Origin of the sequence: Prosthecobacter fluviatilis, from assembly GCF_042655725.1 — a bacterium.
Classification (GTDB): Bacteria; Verrucomicrobiota; Verrucomicrobiia; order Verrucomicrobiales; family Verrucomicrobiaceae; genus Prosthecobacter; species Prosthecobacter fluviatilis.
Map to the genome: position 1 here is coordinate 153,649 of NZ_JBHSMQ010000002.1, position 24,325 is coordinate 177,973.

Annotated in this window: 17 protein-coding genes; 12 read left to right on the forward strand and 5 right to left on the reverse strand. The window is 61.5% G+C overall.

Annotation, left to right across the window (positions count from 1 at the left end; translation table 11 throughout):
• The 3 genes from ACFQDI_RS05840 to ACFQDI_RS05850 all read left to right on the forward strand — a co-directional run bounded on the left by ACFQDI_RS05840 (nucleotide 1) and on the right by ACFQDI_RS05850 (nucleotide 2,659).
• Complete coding sequence (locus ACFQDI_RS05840) at nucleotides 1-744, forward strand: putative 4-mercaptohistidine N1-methyltransferase (protein WP_377164388.1); 744 nt, start codon at nucleotides 1-3, stop codon at nucleotides 742-744.
• Nucleotides 745-792: 48 nt separating this feature from the next.
• Nucleotides 793-1,977, forward strand: coding sequence for an FG-GAP repeat domain-containing protein (locus ACFQDI_RS05845; protein ID WP_377164390.1), 1,185 nt, complete (start codon nucleotides 793-795; stop codon nucleotides 1,975-1,977).
• A gap of 193 nt (nucleotides 1,978-2,170) precedes the next feature.
• Nucleotides 2,171-2,659 (forward strand): L,D-transpeptidase family protein, encoded by a 489-nt coding sequence (locus tag ACFQDI_RS05850; protein ID WP_377164392.1) that lies wholly within the window; start codon nucleotides 2,171-2,173, stop codon nucleotides 2,657-2,659.
• A 59-nt stretch (nucleotides 2,660-2,718) separates the two neighbouring features.
• On the opposite strand, the gene ACFQDI_RS05855 is transcribed toward ACFQDI_RS05850, so the two are convergent.
• Nucleotides 2,719-3,810 (reverse strand): glycosyltransferase family 4 protein, encoded by a 1,092-nt coding sequence (locus ACFQDI_RS05855; protein WP_377164394.1) that lies wholly within the window; start codon nucleotides 3,808-3,810, stop codon nucleotides 2,719-2,721.
• 98 nt (nucleotides 3,811-3,908) lie between these two features.
• Nucleotides 3,909-5,813, reverse strand: coding sequence for an asparagine synthase (glutamine-hydrolyzing) (asnB, locus tag ACFQDI_RS05860; protein ID WP_377164396.1), 1,905 nt, complete (start codon nucleotides 5,811-5,813; stop codon nucleotides 3,909-3,911).
• Nucleotides 5,814-5,945: 132 nt separating this feature from the next.
• Here asnB and ACFQDI_RS05865 point away from each other — a divergent pair, with 132 nt between their 5' ends.
• The 4 genes from ACFQDI_RS05865 (at nucleotide 5,946) to ACFQDI_RS05880 (ending at nucleotide 13,925) form a co-directional block, all read left to right on the forward strand.
• Nucleotides 5,946-7,280, forward strand: coding sequence for a hypothetical protein (locus ACFQDI_RS05865; protein WP_377164398.1), 1,335 nt, complete (start codon nucleotides 5,946-5,948; stop codon nucleotides 7,278-7,280).
• 252 nt (nucleotides 7,281-7,532) lie between these two features.
• Nucleotides 7,533-10,811, forward strand: a complete 3,279-nt coding sequence (gene carB / locus ACFQDI_RS05870; protein ID WP_377164400.1) for a carbamoyl-phosphate synthase large subunit — start codon at nucleotides 7,533-7,535, stop codon at nucleotides 10,809-10,811.
• A gap of 94 nt (nucleotides 10,812-10,905) precedes the next feature.
• A complete protein-coding gene (locus ACFQDI_RS05875; protein WP_377164402.1) occupies nucleotides 10,906-11,283 on the forward strand; it encodes a hypothetical protein in 378 nt (125 codons plus the stop codon).
• A gap of 125 nt (nucleotides 11,284-11,408) precedes the next feature.
• Nucleotides 11,409-13,925: a DUF7133 domain-containing protein gene (locus ACFQDI_RS05880; protein ID WP_377164404.1), complete on the forward strand. Its 2,517-nt coding sequence runs from the start codon at nucleotides 11,409-11,411 to the stop codon at nucleotides 13,923-13,925.
• Nucleotides 13,926-14,033: 108 nt separating this feature from the next.
• On the opposite strand, the gene ACFQDI_RS05885 is transcribed toward ACFQDI_RS05880, so the two are convergent.
• Nucleotides 14,034-14,912: a sugar phosphate isomerase/epimerase family protein gene (locus ACFQDI_RS05885; RefSeq protein ID WP_377164406.1), complete on the reverse strand. Its 879-nt coding sequence runs from the start codon at nucleotides 14,910-14,912 to the stop codon at nucleotides 14,034-14,036.
• Nucleotides 14,913-15,252: 340 nt separating this feature from the next.
• On the opposite strand from ACFQDI_RS05885, the gene ACFQDI_RS05890 reads away from it, so the two are divergent.
• From ACFQDI_RS05890 to sorB, 4 genes are all read left to right on the forward strand, one after another.
• Nucleotides 15,253-18,528, forward strand: a complete 3,276-nt coding sequence (locus ACFQDI_RS05890) for a beta strand repeat-containing protein (protein ID WP_377164408.1) — start codon at nucleotides 15,253-15,255, stop codon at nucleotides 18,526-18,528.
• Between the two features lie 63 nt (nucleotides 18,529-18,591).
• Entirely contained in the window at nucleotides 18,592-19,686 is a 1,095-nt protein-coding gene (locus ACFQDI_RS05895) for an amidohydrolase family protein (RefSeq protein ID WP_377164410.1), read from the forward strand.
• A 94-nt stretch (nucleotides 19,687-19,780) separates the two neighbouring features.
• The gene (sorA, locus tag ACFQDI_RS05900) at nucleotides 19,781-20,989 is read left to right on the forward strand and encodes a SorA family sulfite dehydrogenase catalytic subunit (RefSeq protein ID WP_377164412.1); all 1,209 of its coding nucleotides are present in this window, start codon (nucleotides 19,781-19,783) and stop codon (nucleotides 20,987-20,989) included.
• A 24-nt stretch (nucleotides 20,990-21,013) separates the two neighbouring features.
• Nucleotides 21,014-21,343: a SorB family sulfite dehydrogenase c-type cytochrome subunit gene (gene sorB, locus ACFQDI_RS05905; protein WP_377164414.1), complete on the forward strand. Its 330-nt coding sequence runs from the start codon at nucleotides 21,014-21,016 to the stop codon at nucleotides 21,341-21,343.
• A 12-nt stretch (nucleotides 21,344-21,355) separates the two neighbouring features.
• On the opposite strand, the gene ACFQDI_RS05910 is transcribed toward sorB, so the two are convergent.
• Both ACFQDI_RS05910 and ACFQDI_RS05915 read right to left on the reverse strand, forming a co-directional pair.
• The gene (locus ACFQDI_RS05910; protein ID WP_377164416.1) at nucleotides 21,356-22,144 is read right to left on the reverse strand and encodes a 3-keto-disaccharide hydrolase; all 789 of its coding nucleotides are present in this window, start codon (nucleotides 22,142-22,144) and stop codon (nucleotides 21,356-21,358) included.
• A gap of 78 nt (nucleotides 22,145-22,222) precedes the next feature.
• Entirely contained in the window at nucleotides 22,223-23,545 is a 1,323-nt protein-coding gene (locus tag ACFQDI_RS05915) for a hypothetical protein (protein WP_377164418.1), read from the reverse strand.
• Nucleotides 23,546-23,639: 94 nt separating this feature from the next.
• On the opposite strand from ACFQDI_RS05915, the gene tsaA reads away from it, so the two are divergent.
• On the forward strand, nucleotides 23,640-24,314 hold the full coding sequence (tsaA, locus tag ACFQDI_RS05920) for a tRNA (N6-threonylcarbamoyladenosine(37)-N6)-methyltransferase TrmO (protein WP_377164420.1): 675 nt from the start codon (nucleotides 23,640-23,642) through the stop codon (nucleotides 24,312-24,314).
• Nucleotides 24,315-24,325 lie beyond the last annotated feature (11 nt).

Below are 24,325 nucleotides of genomic sequence, written 5' to 3' on the forward strand. Positions count from 1 at the left end.
ATGAACATCTACGAAACGCGTCGGCTGCTCGACGAATATCTGCTCTTCCACTACGGCCAGCCCTCCGAGGTGTTGCCTTGGGAGAGCGGCCCGCGTGAGGCGCTGGGTTTCCCAGTTCGCACGGTCATGGAGCTGATCGACCTGCCGCGCACACCGTGCGAGGCTGTGGCTCTGGATCTCGGCTGCGCGGTCGGGAGGTCGAGCTTCGAGCTGGCGAATTTTGGTGTCAGCGTGCTGGGCATTGATTATTCGCAAAGCTTTGTGGATGCTGCTGCGACGCTGGCACGTGAAGGCCGCATGCCTTACGAGCGTGTGGACGAAGGCAGCGCCAGGACGGCGCTCGTGGCACGCGTGCCGGAAAATCTGCGGCGCGACCGTGTGCGCTTTGAACAAGGCGACGCCATGAACCTGCGCAGCGATCTTGGCGATTACGACATCGTGCATGCGGCCAATCTGCTCTGCCGGCTTACCGACCCGCTGAAGCTCATCGAGCGCCTGCCCCAGCTGGTGCGTCCGGGTGGGCAGCTCCTGCTGACCACGCCGTGCACCTGGCTGGAAGAATTCACGCCGCGCGGCAACTGGCCGCAGGGCTCGACGCGCGAGTGGCTGACGTCTTTGCTGGAGCCGCACTTCGACCTCAGCAAGACGGTGGACATGCCGTTTCTGATCCGCGAGCACGCGCGGAAGTATCAGTGGAGCGTGGCACTGGGGATGCGCTGGCGGCGGAAAGTCGAGGAGGTGTGAGTTTGTGAGATTGATTCCCTCCAGCGTTTACGTCTAGGCTGGGTGATCATGAACAAAACGTTGCTACTTGCCTTTCTCCTCGCCGCAGCCGCTCAGGCGCAGACTCCGAATTTCAAAGAGCAGCAGATCGACGATGCTGTGGGGGTCGGCTACGGTCTGGCTGTGGCGGATGTGAACGGTGACGGACGCACGGACATCCTGCTGGCGGACAGCAAGGTGATCGTCTGGTACGAAAACCCAACATGGAAGAAGCACATCATCGCCGAGCAACTGACGGAGAAAGACCATGTGTGCATCGCAGCGCGTGACATCAATGGCGACGGCAAGTGCGAGATCGCCGTGGGGGCGGAGTGGAATCCGGGAGACACCGTGGGAAGCGGAGCCGTGTTTTATCTGATCCCGCCAAAGGACCGCACTCAGAAATGGGAGCCGGTGCGGCTGACGCACGAGCCGACGACGCACCGCATGAAGTGGGTGCGCAACCGGGGCGGACGTTATGACCTCGTGGTGGTGCCGCTGCATGGCCGTGGCAATGACAAAAACGGAGAGGGAGAGGGGGTGCGTGTGCTGGCCTACCACATGCCGGAGGATCCGCGCAAGGAGTGGAACACCACGCTGGTGCAGGGGACGATGCACAAGACGCATAACCTCGACATCATTCCGGCGCCGGGCACGGAAGCGGAAAGCCTGCTGCTGGCCGGACGTGAAGGCGTGGTGCGGCTGGACCCGACCGACAACGGCTGGAAGGAGCACTGGATAACCAAGCACCCCAAAGACTCCACCGAACTGCTGGGCGCGGGTGAGGTGCGCTACGGTGCGTTTGCCGGCGGGCAGCCGTATGTGACGACGATTGAGCCGATGCACGGAGACAAGCTGGTGATTTACACCCCGAAGCCGGAAGGGCCCAAAAACGGTGAGTGGCAGCGCCATGTGCTCAGTGATCAGCTCGTCGATGGGCATGCCATCGCCACGCATGACCTGCTGGGCCTGAACAACCGCCAGATCGTGGTGGGCTGGCGTGCGCAGCAGAAGATTGGCAAGGTGGCGGTGAAGCTGTTCTGGACGACGAAAGAGGATGGCAACGGCTGGCAGGAAGCCTTCATCGACGATGGCGGCATGGCCTGTGAAGATGCCGTTTGTGCAGATCTGGATGGAGATCATGACTTGGAAATCATCGGAGCAGGTCGTCGCAGCAAGAATGTTAAGATTTACTGGAATCAGCGAAACCAGTGAAATTTAAACTGGCTGTAACTTCAGGCTGGCAGGTTGCACGGGCGCAGTACGTGCTCATAAAATTGTGCCTGCTATGAAAGCCACACGCCTTTTCATTTCCATCGCCAGTGCACTGCTGCTGTCGCAGTGCTCTTTGCCAGAGTTGCCCTTGTTCTCGTCGCGCACGGAAATGGTTCGGCGTCCCATGATGATCATGCCAGCGCTTGCCTCGCAGCCGGTGATGTATGTGTGGAATGGCAGCAGCAAGCCAGGCCCGCTGAGTGTGAACATCGACCTCAGCGAGCAGAAGGCGTATCTTTTCAAAGGCGGTGAAAATGTGGGGTGGACCTACGTCGCCACCGGGCGCAGCGGCTTCGCTTCTCCGACCGGAACCTTCCACATCATGGAAAAAATTGTGAACAAGCGCTCCAATCGCTATGGCATGATCGTGGACAGCAATGGCGATGTGGTGAACAGCAACGCCACTGCGGGCGTGTCAAGCATACCGCCAGGCTGCCATTTCGTGGGTGCGAAGATGCCCTACTGGATGCGTATTACCGGCTACGGAGTGGGCTTGCATGCGGGGGCGATTCCTCATCCTGGTTCCCCGGCGTCGCATGGCTGCATCCGCCTGCCGATGAACATGGCCGAGACGATCTTCCAGCATGCCCCGATGGGCGCACGGGTGACGATCATGCAGTAAGCTGGTTCCTGCGGGCTATGCCGCATGAGGGCGGCTTTCCGGCTGCACCGCATGGCGGTCTAGGCTGCGAGGGCTCCAGCCAAAATTTCCTCGAAGCGGTTCAGCCAGGCTCGAGGGCTGGTCTCTCGCAGCAGCCATTGCCGTCCCGCGCTGCCCATGACGAGGCGAGCTGTGGCAGGGGTGGCTTCCATGGCCAGCACATCATGGACGATGCCCTGGACATCACCCGGCTCATGCAGCAGTCCGGTGACATCGTGCCGGACGGTCTCACTCAGACCGCCGGACTTTGCGGCGAGCACGGGCTTGCTGTAATCATAGGCCTCATAGACGACGAGGCCCAGGGGTTCCCACCATGTGGAGGGCACGATCACGGCCCGGCAGCGCCGCAGCGCCTCGCGCTTGGTCTCCCCGCCGGTGTGGCCGAGCTGGCCGATGTAGGGGTTGGTGCGGATACGCTGCTGCACGGCATCGCTGAGCGGGCCCTCGCCTGCGATGTGCAGCGGAGGGGTCTTCTTGCCGAGCTGCGCACGCAGGGCATCCCAGGCATCGAGGAGCGGAACGACCCCCTTGTTGTCCACCAGACGACCCATGAAAAGGTAATAGCCCGCATCCTCCACGGCAGGGGGATGGGGCATGGCATCCCAGGCGTGGCGCAGGGTATGGACACGCGCCTCCGGCAGGGCTCCGGCGCTGACCAGTTTCTGCCGCATGAAATCCGAAATGGCGATCCATGCCTTCACGCTTTGCAGCCAGCCGCTGCGGTGCAGGGCCTTGAGCATGACTGCGAAGACGGCGCTTTTTACCACCGAGCCCTGCCATGCGCCTGCGAGGACTTCCTTCCAGTAGCTGCCGTAGATCGCGTCCTGCACCAGCCTGCCGTCTGCATGCAGTGTGCCGCCGACTGAAAACGGCCGGTAATTGTGCAGGTACTGCACCACGGGGAGGCGGCGCTGCAGAGCGGCATGGTACAGGGAAGGGGACCCAACGGGGAAGATGTTGTGAAACAAGGCGGCGCTGGCTCCGCTGGCATCCAGCGCGGCCTCGAAGCGTGCACGCGACTCTTTATTGTAAAAGAGCCGCTTCAGCTGACCTGCGGCTCCAGGCGCGTCCGCGTTTTTCCACTCGGCGCTGTCGAAGAAGCACCGGGACATATCGTGCCGGGCACTGAGATGCTGGAAGATGCGCTCCACACTCATCTCTTCTCCACCAGGGGAAAGGTAGCGGTTAAACACCTGCAAAACCCCCGTGGTCATCGGTGGTTCCTCGTTTCGTCGTAGTTTCGTCGCGCCCATTCCTCGAGCACGTATAGCATCCAAACGCGCTGACTCAACGGCCATGCGGCCGTGGACTCGAGGCTGCTGCTGAAGTATTTTTCACATATTTCCCTCTTCTGCGTCTCGTTTACCCAGCCGCGGTCTCGGCAGCGCCGGGAATCCAGCGTGTCGCGGATGCGCTCCTGCCATTTGGGCAGCCGCATCCACTTCATCAGTGGGAGGGTGAAAGTTTTCTTCTGGCGGTCATCGTAGATCTGCGGGGGCAGCAGGCTGCGGAAGGCCTCCCGCAGCACGCGTTTGCCCCCCAGTGCGTCCAGCTTGGCGTCCGGGGGCAGCCGTCCGGCGAGCGCGAAAACCTCCCTGTCCACAAGGGGGACGCGCAGTTCCAGCGAGTGAGCCATGCTCATCACGTCATTGTCCCGCAGCAGGGTGTTGGCCAGATAGGTCTCGGTTTCACGCAGGAGGAGCTCATGCAGCCACGGATCCTTTGACTGAGGCTCGAGCTCCGCAGGGGCAGGCATCTCGAAATCTCCCTGCAGCAGTCGTGCCACCTGACCTGGCGGCATGATGGTGCGGCCAAAGGACTGCCATTCGCGCACGTTGCGTCCTGCACCACCCAGGGCGTAAAAAAGCAGCTTCCAGGCCCTGTGGCCGCGCACGCCCTGCGGCAGCATGGAATCCAGGCCCCGGATGATGCCACCGGCCGCTAGCAGCGGTGACCGGGCAGCCACAGAGATGAGACGGTGGTAATTGTACCCGGCCCACCACTCGTCGGCCCCCAGCCCGCTGAGCGCCACCTTGACCTCGGCTGAGGCCAGCCGCGAGACCAGCCAGGTATTGAGCGCGTCTCCTGTCGGCTGATCCATCTGGTCCAGATAGCTGTCCAGGCGGGACTCCAGCGCTGCTGCCGTCAGCCGCTCGCGTACGAACTCACAGCCCAGATACTCAGCCGTGCGCCGTGCAGCGTCGGTTTCGTCCGGCACCCCGGCGTTTTCTTCATAGCCAATGGAGAATGCCTTGATGTGCCGCTGGCCGGCCTCGCGCATGCAGGCCACCAGAAGGCTGGAGTCCAGCCCGCCGCTCAGAAACACACCCACCGGCACATCAGAGACCAGATGGGCCTTCACGCTGGCCAGCACGCCGCTGCGCACCATGCGCCGCTGCTCTGCCACATCATGCACCCAGGCCTCGCGTCCGGGCCAGGCCGGCTGAAACCAGCGCCTGATTTCGATCCGGCCCGCCCGCCACAGGAGGAGGTGCCCCGGCGGCAGGCAGTGCATGTCTTCAAACATGGTTTCCGGGCTCTGCACCGCACCCCGCTGGAAGTATTGTGTCAGGGCCAGGCGGGAGATCTGCTCCCCGCCTCCCAGCCTCCGCACGGCGCGGAGCTCTGAGCCGTAAACCAGCTCACCGGTGCTGCTCAGGCAGTAATACAGGGGCTTGATGCCAAAGTGATCGCGTGCCAGCACCACGGAGCCGGTCTCTGCGTCCCGCCACGCGAGAGCAAACATGCCGCGCAGCTCGGCCAGCACCTTTTCGACCGGTGCACGCTCCAGCAGGGCTCCCAGCACCGCAGTGTCTCCCGAGGATGGCAGGTGCACATCTCCGAGCCCCTGGCGCAGTTCGCGGAAGTTATAGATCTCTCCGTTGAAGGTGAGGGTGAACCTCCCGCCCCCCAGGGACATGGGCTGACGGCCGTGGTCGCTGAGATCCAGGATCGAGAGCCGCTGAAAGCCCATCCACCAGCTTTCACCTTCAGCTTCAGAGCGGTCATCCGGGCCGCGATGCAGGATCATCTGAAGGGACTGCCTCCGCAGGGCGCGCTCTTCCTCACGCCACGGCGTGTCTGGCAGACGGAACCATCCGAGAAAGCCGCACATGAGATAACAAATTGAAAAAGAAGGGGGCAGCGGTGGGCGCTATCGCCCGTGGCCGGGTACCATGGCACCCTTTCCGTGCTTTCAAACAGGAAGCATTTGCGTGATCAACATCCGTCATTGTATAAATCAGGCATGAACTTCCGCCCTTCCCGGATCTTTCTGATGATGGCCTGCACGATTGTGCTTAGTGAGCAGGCAGATGCGGGGGAAGGTGTTTTACGGCCCTGGAAAGATGTGCAGGGCCGGATCATTCAGGCGGCCTTGGTCAGTGCTACTGCAGACAGCGTCATCCTGAAAATGGCGGATGGCAAAGAGCACCAGCTCGCGCTTTCCCGCCTGTGCGCCGAGGATCAGGCCTTTGTGAAGAGCCAGAGCGCAGCCACCGCGCCTGCCCCAACCACCGCCCAGGGGGCCACTCCTGCCGTCATGGCTCCCAGCTCGAGCCGGCTTCCCATCGAGAAACGCACCTGGCCTGAAAATGTGGTGGTCCCCACCAAATCCATTGAAATTCAGGTGGTTGAGGAAAATGTGGCGGCACGGAACTGCGTTTACCGCTCCGAGGGTTTTGAATTCACCTCCCAGGCCAAGCTCTCCGGTCTTGTGATGAAGGAGGTGGCGCGGACGTTTGAAGCCACCAAGACACTCGTCTCCTCCCTGCCCTGGGGCGTGGTATGCCAGCCACCGGAGGGTTTTGAGCGCTACAAGGCGGAGCTGTTTGAGACGCGGAAGGACTACATCGCCGCCGGCGGGCCTGAAAATTCAGGCGGCGTGTACATGAGCGGGGACAAGATCTTCCGCGTGCCGTTTCCAAGCATCGGCCTCAAGCTTCTGGGCAAGACTTACGCCAAGGATGAGAACTACGACGGCGGCACGCTGATCCATGAGATCACCCATCAGGTGATGGACGCCTATCTCACCTTCCTCCCCGTGTGGGTCATCGAAGGCACGGCGGAGTACACGGAAATGCTGCCCTACAATGCGGGCAAGTTTCGCGCCGACGCACACCAGAAGGGCCTGAAAGATCACATCCAGGAGATGCAAAAGCGCGACTACGCCATCGAGATCGGCAATCTGGAAGAGCACCTGACGATGAACCGCAGCACCTGGTCAGGCATTGCCAACACGACCAACCGGAAGATGGGGGAGCTTTACTTCCGCTCTGTGCTGGCGGTGTACTTTTTCTGCCATCTGGACGGCGACAAAAAAGGCACGCGTTTCATCAAATTCATGGACGCGGTCTATGGCGAAACCGAGGCTCTGCGCACCTTTTTCAAGGATCCGCGGGTCAAGCACTTCCCGGACGGCCGCTTCAGCTACCCCACCAGCTTTCCACCGCCAGACATGAAGCCCGAGACCGCTCCCTTCAAGCACCTCGATCTTCTCCTCGATGGACGGAGTTATTCACAAATCGCAAAGGAAATGACCGACGCCTACAAGAACATCGGAGTCAAAATATCGGTGAATTGAGCCAGAGGGTGCCAAACAGGCGCTTTTAGCCCGCTTCGGGGCCGCTATTTCGCGTCTTTTCCACCCCTGCGTTTGACGCACCGCATCGACTGTGCAAGATGCCGCGCTTTCCGGCCCCGCGTGGCGCAGCATTAGGATGCTGTGACCTCTCCTCCAGGCTCCGAAAGCGCCCAAATCATACGCTTTCACACCCCGCCAAATCTCCGACACTCGGAGTCCGCACCCGGATTTCGTCATTTTTTCTCCTCCCCCATGCCCAAAGACACCACCATCCATCGCATCCTCGTCATCGGTTCCGGCCCCATCGTCATCGGCCAGGGCTGTGAATTTGACTATTCCGGCGTCCAGGCCTGCAAGGCCCTGCGCGAGGAAGGCTACGAGGTGGTGCTGATCAATTCGAACCCCGCCACGATCATGACGGATCCGGAGTTCGCCTTCCGCACCTACATCGAGCCGATCACGCCCGAGATGGTGGAGAAGATCATCATCAAGGAAAAGCCGGATGTGCTGCTTCCCACGCTGGGTGGCCAGACCGCGCTGAACTGCGCCATGTCCCTGCACCGTGCAGGCACCTTGGAGAAACACGGCGTGCGCATGATCGGCGCGAAGCCGGACGCCATCGAAAAAGGGGAGGACCGCCTGCTCTTCAAGAACGCCATGCTGAAGATCGGCCTCGACCTGCCGCAGTCCGGTGTGGCCCATACGATTGAAGAGGCCCGTGCGATTGCCGAGCAGATCGGCACCATGCCGCTCATCATCCGCCCTGCTTACACGCTGGGTGGCACAGGCGGCGGCATCGCTTACAACAAGGAAGAATTTGAAACCATCACTGCCAGCGGTCTGGATCTCTCCCCTGTGACAGAAGTACTCATCGAGGAATCGCTTCTCGGCTGGAAGGAGTTCGAAATGGAGGTCATGCGCGACAAGGCGGACAACTGCGTGATCATCTGCTCCATCGAAAACTTGGACCCCATGGGCGTGCACACGGGTGACTCCATCACCGTGGCACCCATCCAGACGCTGACGGACCGCGAGTACCAGATCATGCGTGACTTCTCGTTTGCCTGCATCCGCGAGATCGGCGTGGAAACCGGGGGCTCAAACATCCAGTTCGCCATCCATCCGGACACGGGCCGCATGATCGTCATTGAGATGAATCCGCGCGTGAGCCGCAGCTCAGCGTTGGCCTCCAAGGCCACCGGCTTCCCCATCGCCAAGATCGCCGCCAAGCTGGCCGTGGGCTACACGCTGGACGAACTGAAAAACGACATCACCCGCGAGACGCCGGCTTCGTTTGAGCCGTCCATCGACTATGTCGTCACCAAGGTGCCGCGGTTCACGTTTGAGAAGTTCCCGGGTGCCAATGAGACTCTTACCACGCAGATGAAGTCTGTAGGCGAGGCCATGGCCATCGGCCGCACGTTCAAGGAGTCCCTGCAGAAGGCCCTGCGCAGTTTGGAGATCAAACGCTTCGGCCTCATCGGCGACGGTGCCGACAAGGAGGTGGATGACGAGACGCTGACCTCCAAGCTCACGGTGCCGAACGCGGAGCGCATCTTCTTCCTCGGCCAGGCTTTTGCGAAAGGCTGGAGCGTGGACAAGGTCTTTGAGCTGACGAAGATTGACCGCTGGTTCCTGAGACAGATTGAGGAGATTGTGAAGGAGAGCCTGGCCATTCCTAGCCAATCCGGCGAGGCGCTCATCAACGCCATTCCCGAGGCCGAGCGCACGGAGGAACGCAAGGCACAGGTGCTCAGCGCGGCGATGCGTAACTGGAAGCGCAAGGGCTTCTCTGACAAGCAGATTGCCAAGGCCTTTGGCGTGGAGGAAAGCTACATTCGCAGTGGCCGCAAAAAGTACGGCATTACCCCCACCTACCGCCTTGTGGACACCTGCGCGGCCGAGTTCGAGGCGTATACGCCCTACTACTACAGCACCTATGGCGTCGAGGACGAGGTGCGGGACAATGACAAGAAGAAGGTCATGATTCTGGGTGGTGGCCCGAACCGCATCGGGCAGGGCATCGAGTTCGACTACTGCTGCGTGCATGCCAGCTTCGCACTGCGTGAGCTGGGCTATGAGACGATCATGGTGAACTCGAATCCCGAGACCGTCTCCACCGACTACGACACCTCCGACAAGCTCTACTTCGAGCCTCTCACGCTGGAAGACGTGTTGAACATCTACGAGCGCGAAAACCGCAACGACCAGGTGCTCGGCGTCATCGTCCAGTTCGGTGGGCAGACACCGCTGAACCTTGCCAAAGGCCTGGAAGAAAACGGCGTGCGAATCATCGGCACCTCGCCGAAGAACATTGAGCTGGCGGAAGACCGCAAGATGTTCGCCAAGCTGCTCGACGATCTCGGATTGCACCAGGCCCCGAGCGGCACCGCCACCTCGCTGGAGGAGGCGCTGGCCATCACGGCGAAGATCGGTTACCCGAGCCTTGTGCGCCCGAGCTTCGTGCTCGGCGGCCGCGCCATGCAGATCGTTTATAGCGATGCCGAGCTGACCCACTACATGAAGAACGCCGTGGAAGCCACGCCGGACCGCCCCGTGCTGGTGGACCGCTTCCTCGAAGACGCCACGGAGGTGGATGTTGATTGCATCAGCGACGGCGAAACCACCGTCATCGGTGCCATCATGGAGCACATCGAAGAGGCCGGCATCCACTCCGGCGACAGCGCCTGCGTCATCCCTCCCTTCAGCCTCAGCGCGGCCATGCAGGACCGCATTCGTGATGCCGCGAAGAAGCTGGCCAAAGCCCTGGGCGTGCGCGGCCTGATGAACATGCAGCTCGCCGTGAAGGGCGATGATCTGTATGTCATCGAAGTGAATCCGCGTGCCTCACGCACCGCGCCGTTTGTCAGCAAGGCCATCGGCGTGCCGCTGCCGAAGCTGGCCGCCAAGATCATGGCAGGCAAGACGCTGAAGGAGCTTGGTTTCACTGAGGAGGTGACGCCGAAGCACCACAGCGTGAAGGAGGCCGTGTTCCCCTTCAGCAAGTTCCTGGGCGTGGACATCATCCTGGGTCCTGAAATGAAGAGCACCGGCGAAGTCATGGGCATCGACGACGACCTCGGCATGGCCTTTGCCAAGAGCCAGATGGCCGCCGGCGGCACCCTGCCGACGAAGGGCAATGTCTTCATCAGCGTCAAAGAGGCCGACCGCCCCAACGTGGTCCGCATCGCCAAAGGCTACGCCGATCTCGGCTTCACCATCTACGCCACCAGCGGCACCGGTGGTGTGATCAAAGAGGCTGGCATTGCAGTGAACATCCTTCCCAAACTGGCCAGCGGCCAGCGCCCGAATGTCATTGACCTGATGAAGAACAAGGACATGGCGCTGGTGATCAATACGCCGAGCGGCAAGAATCCGCGCGAGGATGAGATCAAGATCCGCACCGCCTCCATGCAGAATCGCATTCCGATCATGACGACGCTGCGTGGTGCTGATGCGGCGCTGCGGGCGATCAAGTCATTGCAGCAGAGCGAGGTGCAGGTGCGGGCGCTGCAGGAGTATCATCAGTAAGACGACGCGTTCTCAGAGACCTTCGAAAGCGCGGACGAAAGTCCGCGCTTTTTCGTTTCTGGCAGGCGTAGCCATCTTGCAGTATGAAACGCTCATGAACGACCATCCTCTGCCAACTCTGCGCAATCATCTCCTCGCTCTCCACAAGCTGCTCATGAATGCCGAACGTGCGGCCTATGAAGCAGAGGGAAATGAGATCCGGTCGCCGATGGAGTTTCTGAAGCTGCTCATGGAGCATGAGCGGTTTGCGTGGCTGAGGCAGCTTTCGCAGCTGGTGGTGATGATGGACGAGGCGATGGAGGAGAAGCCGCCGGTCACCAAGGAGCGCATGGATGCACTGGTGGCGGATGCCAAGCATCTTCTCCTGGGCTCTGAGGAGCCGGGGAGTTTTGCCGTGCGCTATGCCAAGATGAGAAAGCATGCGCCGGCAGTGGCGGCGGCGCATGCGGAGATCTGCAAGAGCTTGGGATAGGTCCGCGGAAGGCGGTGATCGAGGGGAGTGCCCGCGCTCCCTTAGAATGCTGCGATTGGCTTATGATGCTGAAGATCGCAGGGTGTATGGCCGTATGGCAATGGTAGCCTCGTTCGCAGTCACCCATGAATTTCACACGTGCCCCTCTCTCCCGGATCCTCGCTCTGCCTTTCTTGTTTTTTGTCTCATCGGTCTGCGCCCAAAATGGGGACGCAATGGCGAATGTGCCGCCCTCGCTGGTGCCGGCGGAGCTTGTTCCGCCTACGCGGGCTTTGTCTGCGGATGAGGAATTGAAAACCTTCCAGGTGGCACCGGGCTACCGGGTGGAACTGGCAGCCTGTGAGCCGCTGGTGGGGGATCCGATCTTTGCGCAGTTTGGTCCGGATGGGCGGCTCTGGGTGGTGGAGATGCTCGGGTACATGCCGGATATTCAGGGCAATCGTGAGGATGAGCCGGTGGGCCGGATCGTGATTCTCAAGGACACCGATGGCGACGGGCGCTTCGATCAAAGCAAGGTCTTCCTCGATCAGCTCATCATGCCCCGAACGGTCCTGCCGATTGGCGAAGGCGCGCTGGTGGGCGCGCCACCGATGCTGTGGTATTGCCCGGACAAGAATGGCGATGGCAAGGCGGATGAGAAGATCGAGGTGGCGAAGGATGCTGGCGCACAAACCATCCCTGGCCGCCCCGAACTGGCGAACCCGGAACATGGCGCGAACTCGCCGCTTTGGGCGCTGGACAACTGGATCTACTTTGCGGAATACGCGGCACGTTTTCGCTGGCGTGGCGCGGGCACTTTCGAACGCAGCCTCTCGTCCATGCGCGGTCAATATGGACTCAGTCAGGATGACTTTGGCCGTCTCTATTACAACTTCAACTCGGGCCACTTGCAGGGCGACATGTGGCCCTCCCATTACCGTCTGCGCAATCCGCACTATGAGAAGTCAGGAGGCCGCATCAACCCGCCGGTGAACCAGGCCGTGTGGCCCATCCGTGTGACCCCCGGCACGAACCGCGCCTACATTCCTGAGAACATGGCGGGTCACAAACTGAAGAACTTTACCGCAGCGTGCTCACCCTGGATTTACCGGGGCGATCTTTTCCCCGCAGATGCCCTGGGCAATGCCTTCGCCTGCGAGCCGGCCCTGCATCTGGTGAAGCGGGACATCATGACCCTTGAGAAAGGGAAGCTCGTGGCGCGTGAGGCCTACGAGAAGCGTGAGTTTCTCGCGTCCACGGATGAACGCTTCCGTCCTGTGAGCATGACCACGGGACCCGATGGAGCGCTTTACGTCATCGACTTCTACCGGGGCATCATCCAGCACCGCATCTCCCTCAGTCCCTATCTGGAAAAGTATATCCAGGAGCACGATCTGGTGAATCCACGCGGCCTGGGACGTATCTGGCGCATCGTTCCTGAAAATGCTAGGACACGTCCTGCAGCCAATCTGGCGAAGCTTGGCAATGCAGAGCTCGTCCCCATCCTCGCGCATGCCAATTCCTGGCACCGGGAAACCGCCCAGCGCCTGCTTGTTGAGCGTGCGGATGCAGGGGTTGTGTCCGCACTGGAAGCTCTCACGCGCGGCGATGTCGCGCTCGGCCGCATGCATGCCTTGTGGACGCTCGATGGCATGGGCAAGACCACCTGGCCGGTTATCGAGGCAGCGCTCGCTGACGTCGATGCCCGCGTGCGCAACAGTGCCGTGCGCATCGCTGAAGTGTTCCTGGCCGGGAAAGGGCGCGCCGCTGCGGTGACCAGTCTCATCGCCCTATCCGCCACCGAACCGGATTCGCAGGTGCAGACTCAGATCGCGCTGACGCTTGGCGAGTGCCAGGACCCGGCGGCCGATCTGGCCATGGCTGCGATGGCCAGCCGCGTGCCGGATCACCCTTATCTGACCGAAGCCATCCTCAGCGGGGTCAATGGCCGCGAGCTGGAGCTGCTGGAGCATTGCCTTGCCACTGGAAGCGGCAAGGCTCTGATCCCAAGCCTGGCGGGCTGTGTGGCCAGCGAACGCAATCCAGCCCGTGTCTCACGGTTGCTGGCACTCGCGGAAAAGGCCGGGGCCACGCCTCGCAAGACGCTGCTCGCCGGCTTCACCGCCAATGCGGCGGACTTCACACGCCGGAAAGTAAAGCTCGAAGCCAAGCCTGCTTTTCTCGACACTCCAGGCACCGAAAAAGTGGCGGACATGCTTTCTTGGCCGGGCAAGCCTGCGCCCGCAGGGTTCAAGCCGCCGCGCCCGCTAACGGCAGATGAGCAGAGCCGTTTTGAGATGGGCAAGGCGCTGTACTCCGGCATCTGTGCTGGCTGCCATCAGCCAAGTGGTTCAGGCCTCGATGGCATCGCCCCACCGCTGATTGATTCCGAATGGGTCAATGGCTCGCCCGAACGGCTCAGCCGCATTGTCCTCCACGGTGTGCGCGGCTACATCACGGTCAAAAAGAGGCGTTACCAGCTCGACATGCCTCCGCTGGGCGCTTTGGGCGATGAACCTCTGGCGGCCATTCTCACTTATCTCCGGCGTGAGTGGGAGCACGGTTCGGATCCCATCTCACCGGACTTTCTCAAAGCGGTCCGTGAAAAGGAAGCGCGACGCACCGATTCCTGGACGGAGCAGGAGTTGCTCAAGATTCCGTGACCGAGCGTCTCGCCGCCCTGCACCTTTCGGCGTTCTCCAAAACAACAGGCCTCGGAGCCGCATCAAGCGACTCCGAGGCCGTGACTTGCTGATAGGATCAAGGCTTGCTTACGCCAGCGCCTCTTTGCAATACTGCACGCACTTCTTCACCTCAGCGATGGCGTCAGAGCCTTCGGGGATCTTGTATTCCAGCTCGATCTCAGCAGGGAAGGTCCATTTCTCTTTTTTCATGAGCTGCAGCACTTCCTTGATCGGGGTCTGGCCCGTGCCCCAGGGGACATTGCCGCCGTCGGCGGTGCGGTCCTTGAGGTGCAGGTTGGTGATGCGGTCGTGGTACTTCTCCAGCACGGGGATGGGCGACTTGCCCTGAGTGCCGGCGACGTAGTGGCCGATGTCGAGGTTGAAACCGATGTACTGGCCGAGGTCCAGGATGGAGTCGAACTTGTCCATCTCCGGCAGGTTGTTGGTGTGGTTGTGAAAGCCGACCCAGATCTTGTGCTTGTCCGCAAACGGGGCGACGCGCGCGGCGAGGATGGCGTTGCGCTCCGTGGTCACGGCGGCGCAGCCGAGGGCCTTGGCCACGAGGAAGTTGAACTCGATCTCCTCGTCCGACTGACCGAAGCCCATCTTGTGGATGTGGATGTTCACGCCTGCGTCGTTGTACATTTTCCGCATCTCGGCGCACTTGGCGAGCTGCAGCTCACGCTCGGCATCGGTGATCTTGCCGCCTTTGAGGCCTGCGTAAAGCTGGGTCGGTCCGCCCATGAGCTCGGTCTCGCTGAGGCCGTCCTCGACCAGCGCCTTGAGCGTTTCCTCGGCGGTCTTCGCCATGCTGCGGTAGCTGTAGGTGATGCAGCCGATGCGCACGCCGTTGAAGACAGAGTTCGGCTTCTCAACGGCGGAAGCAAAACGAGGAAGCGTGAAGCCGGTGGCGGCGGCGACTGCGGTGCCGAGGAAGGAGCGGCGGGAAACGGGCTGTGATTTCATGGGAAGGTTGGATACAGGAGGGACTTGGAGTGTGGCAGAGCGGGGCTAGCCGGCTGCCAGGTAGAGCAATGCATCCTTGCTGCCCATGTGGAGATCAGCAAGAGCTTTGAATAAAGATAAGGCGACGACGTTGATGGTCATGTCTTTAATTTCAATGCGGTTTTTGATCTCGATGTGACAGATTTGCAGCAATCGAGGGGGGCATCATTGCATGGGCGGCATGAAGGCGTTGCAGAAGGTCGAGTTTGGGTCAACGTCCTGCCCCCCCCAAAAAAAAATCAGAATGTTTTGCCATCGTCAGGGCCCCCTTCAGGTCCTCGCAGCTCTTGCTTGTGCCCTCATGTTTGGAGCACCAGTTCCTCTTCGCGCCGCCACCCTGCTATGGGTGGGGGATGTGGATGCTGCCTGGAATACGAACACCGCAGGAAACACCAACTGGTCTGCGGATGCGCTGCCCGCCATCAGTGGCGACACGCTCACTTTCGGCAGTGCCGGAACGAGCGGTGCATCTTTGACCAATGACATCACAGGTTTGACGGTTTCCGGCCTGACGTTCAATGCGGGCGCGAGTGCGTTTACGCTGGCAGGCAACGCCCTCACCCTGAGCGGCAGCCTGACGAACAATTCATCCGCCCTGGAGACGCTGAGCATGGCGCTTTCCCTGGGAGCGACGAGTTCCATCAACGCCACCGGCGGTGCTCTCACGTTCAATTCGGCAATCAGCAGCGCTGCGAGTGATCTGAGCATCACGGGCTCGGGAGTGATCATCTTCAGCGGACTGAGCTTTTCCTCCACGGCCAACAAGATCACATCCACGGGGGCCGATGTACGCTTCGTGGGAGACAGCACTCTCTTTGCGGATGTGCTGATCAGCAGCGGCACCGTGAAACTGCAGTCTGGCACCCAGGTCTTCAACAATGGCCTGAAGGTGGACGGTGCCAGCAGCGTGCTCAATTTCACCGGGGCGACGGTGACGGTGAACGGCATCGGCGGCGGGAGTTCGGGCGAGCAGGACAGCCTGGAGATTCTCAATGGCGGCACGATCAATGTGAGCGCGGGCACCGTGGACCTGACGCCGAGCCGGTTCTGGATGCAGGGCGGCACACTCAACATCACGGGTGGCACGGTGAACATGAACAACACGCTCATCGCGCAATTGGGCAGCGTGACGGCGAGGATCAATGCTTCCGGGGGGACTTTGAGCGTGGGCGCCGCCAGCCGTTTTGCCAACAACGGAACGGCGATTCTGACCGTCAGCGACAGCGGTGCTGTCACCTGGGCGGTAGGCGGCTACGGACTGTCTGAGAACGGAACGGGCAGCATCATCATGAACGGTGGCACGCTGAACATGACCAGTTCGGGAACCACCTACCTGTTTCTCAATGGAGGCAACGGTGTGAACTTTAACACGGGGGTGACCAGCAGCATCACCTTCAATGCCGGGGTGTTCTCCACGCGTGGCTTTGCCATGAACACGGGGGCGAACTCGACCAACCGGCTGGCGGCGCTGAACTTCAACGGTGGCACGCTGAAGGCCACGGACAACAACAGCGGCACGAACTTCATCCCCTACTCCGTCAACCTCACGTCGAAAGTGCAGGCAGGTGGCGCGGTCATTGACACCAACGGCTTTAACATCACCATCGCCGACAATCTGGAGCACGACAGCGCGCTGGGTGCCACCGTGGATGGCGGCCTGACCAAGAATGGCACGGGAACCCTGACCCTCAGCGGTGCGAACAGCTACACCGGCACCACCGCGCTGAACGCAGGCACGCTGGTGATCGCGAACAACACGGGCGGCACCGTGACATACGGCGGTCTTGTCAGCGGACTGGGCGGCACCCTGACCCTCAGCGGCGCCAACACGTTGAACTTCACCGGCGGGATCTCCATGACCAATCTGGCCAGCACGCTCCTGGTGACAGGCGGTGATGTGAGGGTGAACAGCGACGGAACCTTCAATGCGGCGTCTGTGACGGTGAACAGCGGCGGGGTGCTGCGGTTTCAATCGGGCACGCAATCGTTTGTGAAGGGGCTGGTCGTGAGCGGCGCGGGAAGCATTTTGAGTTTTGAAGGCGCCTCGGCCACCCACAGCGGCACCGGAGATGGGAACGGAAACAACGGTCTTCAGCTTGATAACGGAGCCACCATGAATGTCTCTGCCGGCACCGTGGTCTTTGCCAACAGCAACCGCGCCTTCATCCAGACCAGTACCATCAATGTGACTGGTGGGGCGCTGACGATCAACAATGCCCTTTTTGCACAAGGCCCGGGCACGGTCTCCAGTGTGAATGTCTCCGCCGGAAGCCTCACGCTGGGCAGCAACACGCGGTTTGCCAACAATGGAACGGCGACGCTGACGGTGAGCGGAACGGGCGCGGTGACGTGGGCGAACGGTTCCTACGGCTTGTCTGAAAACGGCACGGCGAACGTGGTGATGAACGGCGGCACCCTGAACATGACGAGCTCCGGCTCCAGCTACTTTTTCCTCAACGGCGGCAATCAGTCTGCGGCGAACCTGTCCAGCTTTGTGAGCACCATCTCGCTGAATGCAGGCGTCCTTTCCACGCGTGGCTTTGCCATGAACACCTCAAGCGGTGCGACGAGTGCGGGCAGCAACCGCCTTGCGGTGCTGAACTTCAACGGTGGCACCCTGAAGGCTACGGATAACAACAGCGCGACCAATTTTATTCCCGACTCGGCCAACCTCACCTCGAAAGTGCAGGCCGGTGGCGCGGTCATCGACTCCAACGGCTTCAACGTCACCATTGCCGACAGTCTGGAGCACGACACCGCGCTCGGGGCCACGGCTGACGGAGGACTGACCAAGAACGGCACCGGCACGCTCACGCTGACTGCCGCCAACACCTACACAGGAAAAACCACCGTGGCAGCCGGCACCCTGGCGCTCAGCGGCTCTGGCAGTGTGGCCGCCAGCCCATGGCTCGAAGTCAGGAGCGGAGCCACGCTCAATGTCACCGCAGTCACAGGTGGCACCCAGACTCTGAGCAATCAGGTGCTCAGCGGCACCGGCAGCGTGACTGGCACGGTGGTCATGGGTGCGGGTTCGATCTTGAGGCCAGGGGCTTCCACAGATGGTTCGCTTGGTGCGATTGCCAGTGCGGGCGATGGTCTGGGCACGCTGACTTTCACCAATCTCACACTGGCCACTGGGGCAAACAGTGCCAGCCCGCGTGTGCTCCTCACCCTGAGCGGGACCGCCAGCCATGCCGCAGATCCCACCAATGCCGCGCAGGTGAGCGCTTTCAAAGACGCCGGCTCCGGCGGCCTGTATGATTCCATCAAAATAACAGGCGGTCTTGGGCTGAACGCGGGAAGCACGATCAAAGTGGAGCTGGCCTCCGGCTACCAGCCTGGCTGGGGCGATGTCTTCAACATCCTGGACTTTGCGGCGCTGAACACCAATGCCGACGGTGTGAGCGGAGCCTTCACGGTGGCAGATCTGGACCTGCCGACCAACCTGGGCAACGGGTGGTTTTTTGCCACCGATCAGTTCATCACCAACGGCATCATCTACGTCGTGCCCGAGCCGTCTAAAATTCTGCTGCTGGCCGGCGGGCTGCTGCTCGTGATAGGCCGGCGTAAACGCTGAGAAGGCGATGGAAACTTTGCACCTCGGCATTGATCCCACGGTGCAGCGGGCTAACGAGAGCGCATGACACTGACTCTCCCCCGCTGGTTTGACCTGCACACGCATTTTCGCCAAGGCCCTGCGATGGCTTCGTACGTCCGCTCTCATCTGGACATGGGCTGCGCTGGAGCACTAGCCATGCCAAACACCCAGCCACCGGTCTCCCGTGTGTCTGGCGCTGCGCAGGCAGATGGATGGTCCGTCGAGAGCTACTCGGCAGAGCTGCGCGCCGCAGGTGCCGCCAGCTTTGAGCAGCTCATCGTGCCTCTCTACCTCACACGCCAGACCACGGCGGCTATGATCGCGGAAGGCGCGGCCTCGGGGCTGCTGCGAGCCTGCAAATACTACCCGCCGCACGGGACCACGAATGCGGAGCATGGCATGCCGATGGACGACCTGATCGGCAGCGAGGTGCTGCGTGCGATGGAGCAGCACGGCATCGTGCTCTGCATCCATGGCGAGCAGCATGCGCTGAACGGGCCGGACTACATCGACGCGCAGCAAAATGCGGAGACGCGCTTTTACACCGAGCGCATGCCCCGCCTGCTGGAGGCGCATCCCAAGCTGCGGATCGTGTGCGAGCACATCACCACACGCACGGCGGCGGAGTTTGTGGCGGCGGCACCGGAGCATGTGGGGGCAACAATCACGCCGCAGCACCTGCTCTACACGCTGGGACATTTGATCCAGGGACTCAAATACCATCTCTACTGCCTGCCGATTGTGAAGTTTCAGGACGACCGTGCGGCGCTGCGCCAGGCCGTGACGAGAGCCGGGCAGGCCAAGTTCTTTGCCGGCACGGACAGCGCGCCGCATACCACCAAGGCCACCGCCTGCGGCTGTGCGGCGGGCTGCTTCACTGGCGGCTGCGCACCACAGCTCTATGCCATGGCGTTTGAAGAGGCGGGCGTGGATTTCACCACGGCGGTGGGCCAGGCGATGTTTGAGCATTTCCTCTGTCTCAACGGGCCTGCGTTTTACGGCTTCCCGGCATCGGCTCAAAAATTTCAGATGGAGAAAAAACCTTCCAAGATGGAGCTGCTGGAAACGCCCGCCGGCCCGGTGACACCGCTGCCAGTGGGACTGGGCTTGGAGCTGACCTGGAGCCTTGTTGCTTGATAGAATCCAAGGCGCGTGGAGCGTTGATTCATGGCACAGTGCTGCAGACGCGCATTCTTCAGTGCGGTGCCCCAACTGTCATCTGCCTACCACCATGATCCAGAACTCTCGTTCCTCCCGTCGCCAGTTTCTCTCCCAGGCCAGCGCGGCAGTGGCCGGACTGGGGTTGGGAAGCGCTGCTGACGTCGTCACGCTGCCATTTGCGAATGGCGAGCGTCGGATGGTGCGCTTCCCGCAGAAGCGGCCGCTCATCCTGCTGACCACACGCCCGCCGCAGCTCGAGACGCCGATGGAGGTCTTCAAGGAGGTGATCACGCCAAACGACGCCTTTTTCGTGCGCTACCATCTGGCCAATGTGCCCCGCAGCGTGGACGCAGCCGCCTTCCGTCTGGAGATCAAGGGGCTGGTGGACAAGCCGCTGCAGCTCTCCCTCAAGGAGCTGAAGACTCAGTTTGATCAGGTGGAGGTGGTGGCGGTGAACCAGTGCTCGGGCAACAGCCGTGGGTTTTTCCAGCCGCGCGTGGGTGGCGGCCAGCTGGGCAACGGGGCCATGGGCAATGCCCGCTGGCGCGGCGTGCGGCTGAAGGATGTCCTGGCGAAAGCCGGTGTGCAGGCCGGGGCAAAGCAGGTGGTGTGCAACGGGCTGGACACACCGACGCTGCCGCAGACACCAGACTTCATCAAGGCGCTGGAGATGGACCACGCGTTGGACGGAGAGATCCTCATCGCCCATGAGATGAACGGCGAGCCCCTGCCACTGCTCAATGGCTTTCCCCTTCGGCTCGTGGTGCCGGGCTACTACGGCACCTACTGGGTGAAGCACCTCAACGAGCTGAATGTGGTGAAGGACGTGTTTGACGGATTTTTCATGGCCACGGGCTACCGCATCGCCACCACGCCCGGGGGCTGTGTGGAGCCCGGCACCACACCCACGAGCACGGTCCCCATCACGCGCTTCAAAGTGCGCTCCTTCCTCACCAGCCATCTGGACGGTGCTCAGGTGCAGGCAGGTGGGGTCACGCAGCTCAGCGGCATCGCCTTTGACCACGGTGCAGGCATCACCGAAGTGGCTGTGTCCGACGACGGCGGCCGCACCTGGCAGTCGGCCGAACTGGGCAAAGATCTGGGCAGATATTCCTTCCGCCCGTGGTCCTTGGCCTGGAAACCGCAGAAGAAAGGCCCCTGCGAGCTGAAGGTGCGCGCCGTGAACCGCCTGGGCGAGTCGCAGGCCATGGAGCCGCTTTGGAATCCCCAGGGCTACATGCGCAATGTGGTGGAGACCACCCACGTGACCGTCGCCTGATCTTCACTTCATCCATTTCATTCCATGAAGAGTTTTTTTGCCATCCTGTTCGTCATCGCTGCCACAGGCTTCAGCCTCTCAGCCGCAGACAAGGCCGCTGCTGATGCGCCTGATTTTTCCAGCTTCGTGTGGCCGGCGGAAGACGGCAGCTACAAGCCCGGTGCGGGTGTGGAGCTGGCGCAGAGTCTCTGCATCACCTGCCACTCCACCGAGTATGTCTCCACCCAGCCGCCGCTGCCGCGGAAGTTCTGGGAAGCCACGGTCAAAAAGATGAAGGAAAAGTACGCCGCACCACTGCCCGAGGACAACACGGCGCTGATCGATTACCTGACCAGCGCCTACGGTGCGAAGTGATTTCGCGGCAGCCTACTTGGCCGCTTTCTTGGGCGGTCCTCCTTGAGGCACCACCTTGACGGCATCTGCTGGCACCGTGGCCTGGGCTGGCGTGACAAGGGGCAGATCGTCAGGAAGATGCTTCAGGAAGAAGTCCTTGTACTGGATCTTCATCGGCGGACCGCGATGCACCTGCACGGCGATGACGCCTTCGAGCGCACGGCCTTTTTCATCGAGGTCGGTCACATCCACGGTCTGCACACCGTCGATCCAGTGCTGGTGGTGGTTGCCCTCCACGAGCACGCGGTAGTCATGCCACTGTTCGGCGGGAAAGGTGTGGACGGGCAGCTTGCCCACGACCCAGGGCTGGGCCTGGGTGTCGATAATGACCTTCTCTCCCGTATGGGCAAGAATGCGGCGGCCACGCTCCTCGTAGAGCATGCCGTTGTAGTCGTCTTTGTCAGGCACCACATCGCACTGGTAGCCGGTGACGACCCATTCTCCGAGATCGGGGCGCTCCTGGCCGCGGTATTGCAGGCCGCTGTTGCCGCCTTTGGTGGCTTTCACCTTCACGCGCAGCTCGAAGTTTTTCACCTTGCCGTCCTTCCAGGTGATGAAGCGGTTGTAGTCGAGCTTGCCGTCGGTGATACCGGTCAGACAGCCGTCTTCGACCGACCACCAGGTGCTGCCGCCGCTCCAGCCGCTGAGGTCCTTGCCATTGAAGATGGCGGTGAAGCCTTCCGGCGGGGCAGGGGCCTTGTCTTGAGCGGCCAGGGGCATGGCGATGGCGAGAGGCAGGATGCAAAGAAGTGTGCGCAGCATGGCGTGTGGGCTGGGGAGTGAAGGGATGAGCCACTAAACGGAGAATGTGCTCCACTCTTCTGAAATCTTTGCCACCGCTCACTCCTGCGGGGCCATGAGCCGAATGCTGCGCACCTTCATCCACGCCCCTGCCTCGCCCTGGCCTACCGGATCAATGCGCAGGCGCACCATGGCCCCTTGGTAGGCGGGGCTGGAGGACAATGGAATGACATGGCGGTGAAACTCGCCATCGGCCACGAGTGAAAAAGCGACGGCCGTCTCTGGCGCGTAGCTTTTCGCGCCGTGCGGCTGCAGCATCACCACACCCTGTTTCTGGCGGGTATGGAAAGCGGCCTCAATGACCAGCACGGCAGCTTCTCCAGCCTGCCAGAATGTCAGCGGGCTGATGAGCTGCGGATCATCCTGCTCCAGCAGCACCTGCAGGTGATCCTTCACCGGCCAGCCGGTATCGCGTGCATTCTGGTAGTGCCAGCCTTGGCGGTTTGCGGAAAAAATCCACGCAGGGGCTCCTGGTGTGCGATGCGTGGCGGCGCGCTCGCGGATCTCCTGCACGGTGCCAAGCACGAGCTCGTAGCGGAACTCATAGCCGATGTTGTGGTCCAAAATTTCCTGTCCCTGTCCAGCCAGATAGCCGGTGTTGTTGCCATGCGTGTCATTCGGGCCGGGCTTGCCGGCAAAACCGCCGGTGAAATGCACGCGCCCAGGAGTGACGAGGCCGAGGCCGTAGTCCTTGTCATCCAGCAGGGCCGCCCAGCCTTCTGTGCCTGTCCAGAAAGTCCAGGGATGCTTGGTCTGAGACTTCGGCATGACGGAGAATGCTTCGCCGCTGAAAGGGGCTGCGCCGGTGTAGCTCACCACACGGGGAAAGGCGGCATTCGCATACACGGCGGGCAGCTCCTGCAATCGCGCCGGGTACTGCGTGGTGTCGCTGCGTTTGTTGGTGAGTCGCGCACGTGCTTTCACCACCGCGCCATCCAGCTCCAGCCAGGAGTCAAAGGTGCACTCACCGGGCACGTTGTTCAGCGGCCACTGCAGCGGCACGCAGCTCAGGTGGATGCGCTTCCCATCATTTTCGTGGGCGAGTATGCGGCTGGCGTTTTTAAAGTCGTCTCCCGTCTGTATCGGATTCCAGCCAATGTGCCGCCAGTGCTCGGCGGGCTTCTGTCCGTTCGCTTCAAAGGGCACCGGGCCGGAAAAAAAGGAAAGCTGCACCTGCCGCCCGAGGTCGTAGTTGTTGATCACATTCACGCCGTCCTTGGTGCTGGCCAGAAAGGTGATGGCTCCGCCGAGGTCGAGATCCACTCCGAGCTTGATGCGGTCATTCTCCAGCCAGCTCATTTTTTCCGCACGGGCGGAGGCTGTGAGGAGCAGCGTGGCAAGAAGCAGGCGTTTGGCGGGCATGGGCATGGTTAAGACAACATGAGGTGCCTGCCACTTTCAGCAATCGCTGAAGAAAATGGATGCGTGGTGAAAAGCGCGCGCTCATTTCAGACGCATGATTTCCCTCAATGTCATCGCTACGCTGCGTACGTGCTACACCGACAAGTTCGGGGTGCCGCGCCAGCCCGGGCTGGCACCCAGCGCATGGGGGATCATTGAGTTTGAGCCCGCCTACCGGCGTTCGGAGGCCGTACGTGGCATCGAGGAGTTCAGCCACCTGTGGCTCATCACGCAGTTTCACCTGGTGCAGGAGGAGCCGACATCACTGACCGTGCGCCCGCCCCGGCTGGGAGGGAATCAAAAGCGCGGTGTCTTTGCCACACGTTCTCCCTTTCGCCCCAACCGGCTGACTTTGAGCGTGGTGAAGCTTGACCGCGTGGAACTGGAAGGCGCCGCCGCCCCCCGCATTTTTGTCTCTGGCGTGGACTTGGTGGATGGCACCCCGATTCTCGACATCAAGCCCTACATTCGCTATGCCGACTCGATTCCTGAGGCACGCAGCGGCTTTGCAGATGTGGCACCGCAGCGGCTTCCGGTGCAGTGGGATTGCGAAAGCCGTGTGCCGGATGACGTACGCGTGATCATCGATGAATCGTTGGCCCTGCAACCCCAGCCTGCCTATCACGAGGATGATGCGCGGGAGTATGCCACAGAAATCGCCGGGTGGCGCGTGCGCTGGGCAGCGACCACTGCCGGAGCCTGCGTGAAATCGTGCGAATGGGTGGGTTGAGTGCTATCTCT

What these genes read in the sequence shown, in the direction of transcription:
- ACFQDI_RS05850 (WP_377164392.1), top strand. Translation starts at nt 2,171, where the DNA reads ATGCCAGCGCTTGCCTCGCAGCCGGTGATGTATGTGTGGAATGGCAGC.
- ACFQDI_RS05865 (WP_377164398.1), top strand. Translation starts at nt 5,946, where the DNA reads ATGAACTTCCGCCCTTCCCGGATCTTTCTGATGATGGCCTGCACGATT.
- ACFQDI_RS05890 (WP_377164408.1), top strand. Translation starts at nt 15,253, where the DNA reads ATGTTTGGAGCACCAGTTCCTCTTCGCGCCGCCACCCTGCTATGGGTG.
- ACFQDI_RS05875 (WP_377164402.1), top strand. Translation starts at nt 10,906, where the DNA reads ATGAACGACCATCCTCTGCCAACTCTGCGCAATCATCTCCTCGCTCTC.
- asnB (WP_377164396.1), bottom strand. Translation starts at nt 5,813, where the DNA reads ATGTGCGGCTTTCTCGGATGGTTCCGTCTGCCAGACACGCCGTGGCGT.
- ACFQDI_RS05855 (WP_377164394.1), bottom strand. Translation starts at nt 3,810, where the DNA reads ATGTCCCGGTGCTTCTTCGACAGCGCCGAGTGGAAAAACGCGGACGCG.
- ACFQDI_RS05895 (WP_377164410.1), top strand. Translation starts at nt 18,592, where the DNA reads ATGACACTGACTCTCCCCCGCTGGTTTGACCTGCACACGCATTTTCGC.
- ACFQDI_RS05845 (WP_377164390.1), top strand. Translation starts at nt 793, where the DNA reads ATGAACAAAACGTTGCTACTTGCCTTTCTCCTCGCCGCAGCCGCTCAG.
- sorB (WP_377164414.1), top strand. Translation starts at nt 21,014, where the DNA reads ATGAAGAGTTTTTTTGCCATCCTGTTCGTCATCGCTGCCACAGGCTTC.
- ACFQDI_RS05840 (WP_377164388.1), top strand. Translation starts at nt 1, where the DNA reads ATGAACATCTACGAAACGCGTCGGCTGCTCGACGAATATCTGCTCTTC.
- carB (WP_377164400.1), top strand. Translation starts at nt 7,533, where the DNA reads ATGCCCAAAGACACCACCATCCATCGCATCCTCGTCATCGGTTCCGGC.
- ACFQDI_RS05910 (WP_377164416.1), bottom strand. Translation starts at nt 22,144, where the DNA reads ATGCTGCGCACACTTCTTTGCATCCTGCCTCTCGCCATCGCCATGCCC.
- sorA (WP_377164412.1), top strand. Translation starts at nt 19,781, where the DNA reads ATGATCCAGAACTCTCGTTCCTCCCGTCGCCAGTTTCTCTCCCAGGCC.
- ACFQDI_RS05880 (WP_377164404.1), top strand. Translation starts at nt 11,409, where the DNA reads ATGAATTTCACACGTGCCCCTCTCTCCCGGATCCTCGCTCTGCCTTTC.
- ACFQDI_RS05885 (WP_377164406.1), bottom strand. Translation starts at nt 14,912, where the DNA reads ATGAAATCACAGCCCGTTTCCCGCCGCTCCTTCCTCGGCACCGCAGTC.
- ACFQDI_RS05915 (WP_377164418.1), bottom strand. Translation starts at nt 23,545, where the DNA reads ATGCCCGCCAAACGCCTGCTTCTTGCCACGCTGCTCCTCACAGCCTCC.
- tsaA (WP_377164420.1), top strand. Translation starts at nt 23,640, where the DNA reads ATGATTTCCCTCAATGTCATCGCTACGCTGCGTACGTGCTACACCGAC.